This is a genomic window from Candidatus Accumulibacter vicinus (assembly GCF_000584955.1).
GTDB lineage: Bacteria > Pseudomonadota > Gammaproteobacteria > Burkholderiales > Rhodocyclaceae > Accumulibacter > Accumulibacter vicinus.
This window is the reverse complement of sequence record NZ_JDSS02000013.1, coordinates 1-6,208: the sequence shown is the minus strand read 5'-3', so window position 1 is coordinate 6,208 and position 6,208 is coordinate 1. Positions and strand designations below refer to the sequence as shown.

The window sequence follows — 6,208 nt, the reverse complement described above, 5'->3', positions numbered from 1 at the left end:
GGCCCGGTGGTCACGGTGTTGCAGGTCGTCGCCGTATAGCTGTTGCCGGCAGCCGCAGTTGCCGGCGTACACGACGCCACGCCGGTGGGTCCGGTGGCCACGGTGTTGCAGGTGGTGGCCGTATAGTTGTTGCCGGAAGAAGCGGTCACCGGCGTACACGACGCCACGCCGGTGGGCCCGGTGGTCGCGGTCGAACAGGTCACCGTCGTATAGTTGTTGCCAGCCGCACCGGCCACCGGCGTACAGGTGGGCACCGGCGTGGGTCCGGTGGTCACGGTGTTGCAGGTGGTGGTCGTATAGCTGTTGCCGGCATCGGCAGCCGCTGGCGTGCAACTGGCCACTGGGATGGGTCCGGTGGTCACCGTGTTGCAGGTGGTGGTGGTGTAGCCATTGCTTGCGGAAGCACTGGCAGGCGTACACGAAGCCGCAGCGGTTGGCCCGGTGGTCGAAGAGGAGCAGGTCGTTGCCGTATAAAGGTTGCCTGCTGCGGCCGCCACGGGCGTGCACGAAGCCACCAGGGTCGGGCCGGTGGTTGCCGTCGTGCAGGAAATGTTGCCACCGGGCGTGCAGCTTGCCACGGGCGTGGTCAGTTCAGTCGAAGCGTCATATTGGAGGATCTGGCTGGTCGACTGATAGGCCTTGAGTGTGCTGACCGTGATCTGCGAGGTGCTCCGTGTGGGCTGAGAAGTGCTTTGCAGGTTCTGCAGCGTACTTTGCGTGAACTGTGTCGTGCTTTGCGTGAGCTGCGAGGTGCTCCGCGTGATCTGAGAAGTACTTTTCAGGTTCTGCAGCGTACTTTGCGTTTTCTGCGAGGTGCTTTGCGTAAGCTGCGAGGTACTTCGGGTCAGTTGCGAGGTGCTCCTGAATTTTTGCACTGTACTTTGCAGAGTCTGCGAGGTGCTTTGCGTGAGCTGCGAGGTGCTCCTCGTCAGTTGCGAGGTGCTCTTCAGTTTCTGAGACGTGCTTTGCAGGTTCTGCAGCGTACTTTGCGTGGTCTGCGAGGTACTTTTCGTCAGTTGCGAGGTGCTTTTCAGATTCTGCAGCGTGCTTTGCAGATTCTGCGCGGTACTCTGCAGGTTCTGCGTGGTGCTTTGCAAATTCTGCGTGGTGCTCTGCAGGTTCTGGGATGTGGTTCGGTTGGCGTAGGGGCTGACGCAGATGACCGAACGATACTGGGTGGTCTTGTCGGTAATCACGCGCAAGGTGTCGGCCCCTCCGTCCCACATCGGGCGCTGCGTCCAGTGGGTATTGTCGACCACGATGTCGAGCGTTCCATCCTGCTGGCCGACCTGCGTCACCCCGTCGATCATCACCGGACCAGCGGTTTCGGCCGCCACGTTCCAGTAGCCGTCGGTGGTCATGATGGTGAAGTTCTGCTGGCACGAAAACTGGATCGGGTCACCGCTCATGCCACTGTTGATGCTGTCCTGCTTGCCGGCAAAGTGTCGACCGACCCGCGCCAGTCCCTCACGGGAAGGAGAAGATCCGCCCGGCACCTGGCTGAACAGCTTGCTGAACCAGTTGCTTCGCTGCGTCGCATTGAAATCGGCGATCGGCAGATAGTTGGCGCTGCCGCTCAGATCGGGATTGACGGTGATGAAACCGACACGACTGCTGTCCGTCAATGGCATGAAGGCGAGGCTGACGGCGCTTTTGATCAGACTGATCCGGGTCCGGTAGAAGGTGTACCAGTTGGCAAAATTCTGCCGTTCATCGACCCCGCCGGGTCCCGATGTCGATGAAACCAGGACCCGCGTCCATGTGCCGCCGTCGCCTGCGGGAACCGTCGCCCCGACATCGGCATCGGTACAGGGAGTGTTCAGATAGTTCTTCGTACCGGCAACCGAATGCAGATAGTAATAGGCGGGTTGTGCGGGGTCCGAGACCGTCTGGTACTGCCGGGTCGAGGTGTCATAAGCCTGGAAGCTGGAGGATAGATTGACCAGGCTCGCATCGGTCGAAAAATAATTGTAGGGTGCGGCCGTGAAACCGGGAGTCGGCAAGGCGCTTCCCGAGCTATCCTTGGGAATCTGGTAAACCCGGTTCGGGTTGTAATAGAGCACGTTGCACTGATAGCTCTTGTAACCGATGGGCATCGGGCCGCTATTGGTTCCCTCGATCTGGTCCGGCATGTGCGAGAAACGCATGGAGTTGGAGGTGTCCATGAGCAGCATGATGTTCGGCTTGAGCTGCGAGGAGGTGGAATTGTAGAACGGGGCGTCGGACACATCGGTCAACGCGGCATCAGCCACGCCCAACGCAGCCACCATGGACAAGCCCGCAAGAACACGGAATACGCCGGGCAAGAGACCAACCACCCTCAATTTCCTGAAATCACCCATGACAGTTCTCCTTGGCAGCAACGATCATTGCCACTACCGAACCCGAATCGGACCCCGGCGGGATCCGACCTGATGCTTGTAAATCTCGCGGCAACCCCTGAAAAGGCCACCTGCACTCCTAATACATGATCACCTGGATATAGCTGACCGTATTTCGCGGTCCCCTGACCCGTGACGTTACCCGGTAATAGGGTTGAATCGAGGCGAGCAGTGAGCTGGCATCGCCTCCCTTCGAACTGTCGGCTCCGGGAGTGGTCACCGTCGCGCATTTCTGGAGAATGGCGTTCGGGGCCAGGCCGGCCGTCTCGCACAGACGATGAATGACGTAGCGCACTTCATTTCCCAAACCGTCATCGGCGGTGAGCAATTTCGAATTCGTCCAGTCATAGGTGATGGGCGAGAAGTCGGTCCCCCATGACGAGTAATATCCGGCGGCAGTGTCGTCGGTCTTGAGAATCTCGGCGGTGCGCAGGGGGTCGGTCAGCCAGGTGATCGCATTTTCCACGCCGACATCCGCCACCGAAGTCGCCGTCTGCTTGAAAGCCAGATTGCCGGCAATCCCGAGACCGATCCCGGTCCCGCGCATCATGGTCAGACCGGCCATGGTCATGGCAACCAGCATGATCAGTGCAATCAGAATCACCATGCCTTGCTGACGACCAGGCGAACCTGCATGGATGGCAGTCGGTCTTGCCGGCGTGCTCATGGCGATATGCCCCAGACCATGTTGCGCAGGGAAATCACCCCGCCATAGACGCGGTAGCGATAATTTCGCCAGTCGTTGTCGTTGCCGGGATTATCGTCATCCGTACCGTCCACATTTTTCATGGTGAAGGGGATGGCGGCATTGCTGCTGTCCAGCCAGGACAGAACAGGCGCCGTGGCGGTGGCATAAACAGGGCCAGCGCTCGAAGGCTCATACTGCTGGCTGCGTGTCAGGATGGACACACGCACCGCCAGCAGCTGTGTCCAGTCGACCGGATCGGCATCCTGCCAGATATCGACCTTGTAGTCGCCATTGCTGTCGATGCCATATTGTGCCTGCAGATCGATCACCCCGTCGGCGACCGATATGGTGGTATTGTGATACAAGCCATCGGTCAGCACCAGGGTCCCATTGGCCACCTGCCAGATGTTGAGCTGGGGTTCCTTGCCCATGTTGAAAAGGAGGCCGGAACTGAAGGCCGCTCCCGGACCGGGTTTGAAGCGTAACAGCCCGTTGTGCTCAAGCGTCAGCAAGTCGGGATTGGTATCGCTGGAGACTTCGATCAACGCACAATTCGACGCACCGTCAGAGACAACCACCACGTCCCCTACCTTGAAACCATTTCGCGACTCGGCTTTCTTGCTGGTAGTGGTGGAGTCCTTGAAGGGTTGATCGGCGGTGAAGAAGGAAGAATTGCCATAAAACACCTGCAAACTGTCGGGCGCACCACTGGCCCCCTGCGTGATCTTGACGGGCACCAGTGGAAACGTGAATGCAGCCCGTGCCGTCGTCGTGGCTGTTGCGTTAACGACTGTAGAAACGTTACACCCCATCACCGGACTCTTGGCCATGCCAAAGCCCATGCCTCCCTGCTTGACATCGCGCTCCAGGCGGAAAAAGCCCACCGCACCGGCAATCTGTGCATCGCTCCCGGCAGCGGTCGTCCGCTTCGTCTTGTCCCACGTCGACAGAACGTGGAACATGGCGATGATGCCGATCAATCCGATCGCCACGCCGACCAGCAACTCGGTCAGCGTGAACCCCCTGCCAAGACGCATCGGCGCAATCTTGTGCGCCAGGATGCGTCGTAGCGGGGAGTCAGTTGACATAGCTGACCAGGGTGTAGTGGCGCACCTTGTTATCCGAAGGCGTCTGCCAGCAAATCGTGATGCTGACCTGGTTGTTGTTCGCAGGAATCACCTTGATTTGCTGTCTTCCTGCGGTGGAGCCGGGCAGCGGGGAAGGTTTGTCGGCAGGCAGCAAGGTGGCGACCCAGTCAACAACCGCCGGCTTGGTCGAGGCCGACCCGGTGAAAACGCAGTTGTCCCCGTTGCTGAAGTGTTGGTAGTCGTTGAGGGAGCTTGTGCTCACCACGGACATGTCTACTCCATGGATGGTTTCCTGGGTCCGGTCGACGCCGGTCCAGATCTGGCTCAGGATTCGCTCGGCCAGATTCATCGCCTCGGTACGATACTGTGCATCGGCCTGGACGTTGACTGCAGTGGCACCCAGCGCCACCATCGACAGGATGCCCAGAGAAAAGATCAGAATGCCGATCAGCGCCTCCAGCAACACGCTGCCGGATTGAGAACGTTCAAGAGTCTTCATCATGGACATGCCCTCGTATCACCCGCAGCTTTTTGAGCGGCGGTCAGGCCAGGGTCGCACATGCGAGCCCCGCCACCAGTGGTTATAAAAACATTCAGGCAGCGTATCGGGCCACCATCCGCATGGCAGGCCCCGGCAACCGGATTGGTGAAGGTGTACACCGCGGTAGACGCCAGGGTGGTTCCACCGAACGGAGTGAACACGAGATCATGCCCACCGCTACTGTCGTTCACGCTGCTGACAATCACGATCGAAGCTGGCGTCTCGGCGGGAAAGAACGGCGGGGAATTGCTGTTCAGGCGAATGGCTTCGCTGCGGGCCCTCTGAAGATCGGCGAGGACTTTTTCCGCGGCCGTCCGCAGACGGACATTTCCCATATAGGTACTGAGAGCCGGCACGCCAAACGCCAGAAGAACACTCAGGATGGTAATGACCACCAGAACTTCGACCATGGTGAATCCATGCTGACGGCCCAACATCTCTCAACACCCCCCGGCCTTATTCAGCGCGAAGCAGGTATTCGGACTCGGGAGAGTCCAGCCACTCGGCAGGGCAACCGTGCTCTTGCCGGCCGCTGTAATCCGGTATTGAAAGCCCGCCATGCTGCTCCTCCCGGTGGCATCCACCTGATAAGCTGCCGCGCCGAGACCAGAGCACGTAAACGTGAAATTGCTGGTATTGGCCGGCAGAGGTGCCACCGTGCCAGCCACACAGGCCCCAACATAGGTACGCTCATCGAGGAAATGCTGTTGCATCCTGACCTCCATACTGGCGAGCGCACCAACCGCCTCGGTGATGCGCCCCTTGGTCAGATAGTCGATGTAGTTTGGAACGGCGATCGCCGCCAGAATGCTGATGATCGCGATGACGCTCATCACCTCGATCAGGGTGAATCCGGAATTCGCTTTCATTTTGTTGGCCAGAGCTGCTTAAATGGTAAGCATGACGGCAAGCTGCCGAAGGGTATGCTTGAATCAACGGCATGCGAGCCGCCGAACTTGAGGGTGGAAACCGCGGAAATTTTGGTGTAGACGACAAGTCCACGTCCGCCGGCTTCGCCCAGTCGCTCCAGCAACCAGGCCACGCGTGTCCGCACTTCCACAAGCCTCTGGAAACGATCAGGATTTGCGACCGATCGGTCGCCACGGAAGCTGCTTGCCTTGTCGAATCGAAATGCCATCGTCGTTTCTCCTTGTTGCTAGCGCCAAAAAGACGCATGGCCTAGCCGCAAAAAATGCGGGCTGGCGCAAGGTCAACCGGTTGGCAGGGATAAATCCGGTTGGAGATCCGACGGGCTGATGGTGAATCGACCGCGACCAAGACTGGGGAAATTTGTCCTGGCGCTGTCTCTGTTAGCCTGGCGGCCCCGCCATCCTGGGAAACATGCCGTTTCCGTTAGATCGGTGACTTTGCGTCCCCGCCTTTCGACGGGTTTGCCTTTTTCAGTGAGACTATAGAGCCCAGCATACACTTCAAATTTCAATAATTCAAGCCTGTTAGCACGGTGGGGTGTGATTCAAAGTGATGCGTCGTTGAGATGACCCCTTTATGC

6 protein-coding genes, 1 pseudogene and 1 riboswitch are annotated in these 6,208 nt (G+C 59.0%); all 7 genes and pseudogenes read right to left on the bottom strand.

The window, feature by feature from the left end:
* Positions 1 to 2,342, bottom strand: a pseudogene (locus CAPSK01_RS03310) (hypothetical protein); the annotation flags it as partial.
* 118 nt (positions 2,343 to 2,460) lie between these two features.
* Positions 2,461 to 2,988 (bottom strand): hypothetical protein, encoded by a 528-nt coding sequence (locus CAPSK01_RS03305; protein ID WP_034922516.1) that lies wholly within the window; start codon positions 2,986 to 2,988, stop codon positions 2,461 to 2,463.
* Between the two features lie 56 nt (positions 2,989 to 3,044).
* The gene (locus CAPSK01_RS03300) at positions 3,045 to 4,157 is read right to left on the bottom strand and encodes a PilW family protein (RefSeq protein WP_034922513.1); all 1,113 of its coding nucleotides are present in this window, start codon (positions 4,155 to 4,157) and stop codon (positions 3,045 to 3,047) included.
* Positions 4,147 to 4,659, bottom strand: coding sequence for a hypothetical protein (locus CAPSK01_RS21675; RefSeq protein WP_273703010.1), 513 nt, complete (start codon positions 4,657 to 4,659; stop codon positions 4,147 to 4,149). The genes CAPSK01_RS03300 and CAPSK01_RS21675 overlap by 11 nt, the downstream gene beginning before the upstream one ends.
* On the bottom strand, positions 4,656 to 5,135 hold the full coding sequence (locus CAPSK01_RS21670; protein ID WP_273703009.1) for a prepilin-type N-terminal cleavage/methylation domain-containing protein: 480 nt from the start codon (positions 5,133 to 5,135) through the stop codon (positions 4,656 to 4,658). Before CAPSK01_RS21670 ends, CAPSK01_RS21675 begins: the two co-directional genes overlap by 4 nt.
* Before the next feature lie 3 nt (positions 5,136 to 5,138).
* Positions 5,139 to 5,567, bottom strand: coding sequence for a type IV pilin protein (locus CAPSK01_RS03285; RefSeq protein ID WP_034922512.1), 429 nt, complete (start codon positions 5,565 to 5,567; stop codon positions 5,139 to 5,141).
* Entirely contained in the window at positions 5,564 to 5,836 is a 273-nt protein-coding gene (locus CAPSK01_RS03280) for a hypothetical protein (protein ID WP_034922510.1), read from the bottom strand. Before CAPSK01_RS03280 ends, CAPSK01_RS03285 begins: the two co-directional genes overlap by 4 nt.
* Positions 5,837 to 6,012: 176 nt before the next feature.
* Positions 6,013 to 6,104, bottom strand: a riboswitch (cyclic di-GMP riboswitch).
* Positions 6,105 to 6,208: the final 104 nt, after the last annotated feature.

What these genes read in the sequence shown, in the direction of transcription:
- CAPSK01_RS03305 (WP_034922516.1), bottom strand. Translation starts at nt 2,988, where the DNA reads ATGGTGATTCTGATTGCACTGATCATGCTGGTTGCCATGACCATGGCC.
- CAPSK01_RS03285 (WP_034922512.1), bottom strand. Translation starts at nt 5,567, where the DNA reads ATGAAAGCGAATTCCGGATTCACCCTGATCGAGGTGATGAGCGTCATC.
- CAPSK01_RS21675 (WP_273703010.1), bottom strand. Translation starts at nt 4,659, where the DNA reads ATGATGAAGACTCTTGAACGTTCTCAATCCGGCAGCGTGTTGCTGGAG.
- CAPSK01_RS21670 (WP_273703009.1), bottom strand. Translation starts at nt 5,135, where the DNA reads ATGTTGGGCCGTCAGCATGGATTCACCATGGTCGAAGTTCTGGTGGTC.
- CAPSK01_RS03300 (WP_034922513.1), bottom strand. Translation starts at nt 4,157, where the DNA reads ATGTCAACTGACTCCCCGCTACGACGCATCCTGGCGCACAAGATTGCG.
- CAPSK01_RS03280 (WP_034922510.1), bottom strand. Translation starts at nt 5,836, where the DNA reads ATGGCATTTCGATTCGACAAGGCAAGCAGCTTCCGTGGCGACCGATCG.